Below are 1,062 nucleotides of genomic sequence, written 5' to 3' on the forward strand. Positions count from 1 at the left end.
GCCCGACTGCAAGCCAGCGACCCGATCGTTGATCGAGTCTCTTGCCGTCAACACAAGCACCGGTATGTGGAAGTTGCGACTTCTCAACCGCCGCAACAGCATGAGTCCGTCCTGGTCAGGCAACCCCAGGTCCAGAATCAACAGATCGAACTCTGCAGCCGCTAATGCAGACTCGGTAGCGGATGCGGTGGTGACATGACTGACAGTGAAACCTTGAACGGACAGGCCGGCAGACACGCCTTCGGCGATAAGACTGTCGTCTTCGGTTAACAGTATGCGCATGATCCCTCCCCCCGTTGTCACGGCGAAGCATACATTGCCAACATTAAGATCGAATTAAGATTTCGAGCGTTATCTCGCCGTTTATTGTCAACGTCTTAATCGTGGATTAACTCGCTGGCGCGATGATGATTCCACCCTGAATCAACATGGACATTACCAATGAAATTCCTCTTCCTCGCTGCAATATCGGCACTGTTGTCTGCCTGTGCGACCCAGATACCGTCGGCCAATGACTCCACGGCAATCATCACGTTTCAGAACAGCGCCGGTGATCTTCTGATGGCAAACAAAGTCAATGGAGTCAGCGTCGACAATGGGCGCTACTTCAGTGTTTCACCGGGAAACAACAAACTGGAGGTATTGATTACATCGGGAACGGGGCAAGAAAGCAGTTACGCTATGTTCGCAACTCTCGAGTATTCTGATTTTGCTGCGGACAATACATACGAAATGAGGATAATGGACAAAGGTTTTCAAAAGAGCCTGCAACTGATCGACCGTACCGGTTCGCTATTGAGTGAACGCGCGCTGTAAGAAATAGCGGCATCGTTTTAGACATTGACCGCCATAAGGCGGTCAATGTGTCTCTTGTATTCATACCCGGCAAGAACGCTGCGTGACACTGGCACGCAGCGGCGCGTCAAGAACCGCTCAAGTCGGCAATACACCGCGCTGACGTGACAGCGTCAGCGCCAGGTCCTCGATCATGTCTTCCTGTCCACCAACGGTGCCACGCTTGCCCAGTTCGACCAGCAGCTCACGGGCCTCCTGATTGATCGC

At 52.7% G+C, this 1,062-nt stretch carries 3 protein-coding genes; 1 reads left to right on the forward strand and 2 read right to left on the reverse strand.

From position 1 onward, the window contains the following. On the reverse strand, positions 1 to 282 hold a 282-nt coding region (locus J0A65_RS23940; RefSeq protein ID WP_206596774.1), incomplete at its 3' end, for a response regulator. A 159-nt stretch (positions 283 to 441) separates the two neighbouring features. Between J0A65_RS23940 and J0A65_RS23945 the strand changes: the two genes are divergently transcribed. Continuing rightward, positions 442 to 816 (forward strand): PA0061/PA0062 family lipoprotein, encoded by a 375-nt coding sequence (locus tag J0A65_RS23945; RefSeq protein ID WP_206596775.1) that lies wholly within the window; start codon positions 442 to 444, stop codon positions 814 to 816. Between the two features lie 117 nt (positions 817 to 933). On the opposite strand, the gene J0A65_RS23950 is transcribed toward J0A65_RS23945, so the two are convergent. Further along, the gene (locus J0A65_RS23950) at positions 934 to 1,059 is read right to left on the reverse strand and encodes a hypothetical protein (RefSeq protein WP_416135327.1); all 126 of its coding nucleotides are present in this window, start codon (positions 1,057 to 1,059) and stop codon (positions 934 to 936) included. Between the last annotated feature and the right edge of the window lie 3 nt (positions 1,060 to 1,062).

It is taken from the genome of Bowmanella yangjiangensis (assembly GCF_017255015.1).
Lineage (GTDB): Bacteria > Pseudomonadota > Gammaproteobacteria > Enterobacterales > Alteromonadaceae > Bowmanella > Bowmanella yangjiangensis.

Coding starts and splice junctions, on each gene's coding strand:
- J0A65_RS23945 (WP_206596775.1), top strand. CDS start 442: ATGAAATTCCTCTTCCTCGCTGCAATATCGGCACTGTTGTCTGCCTGT.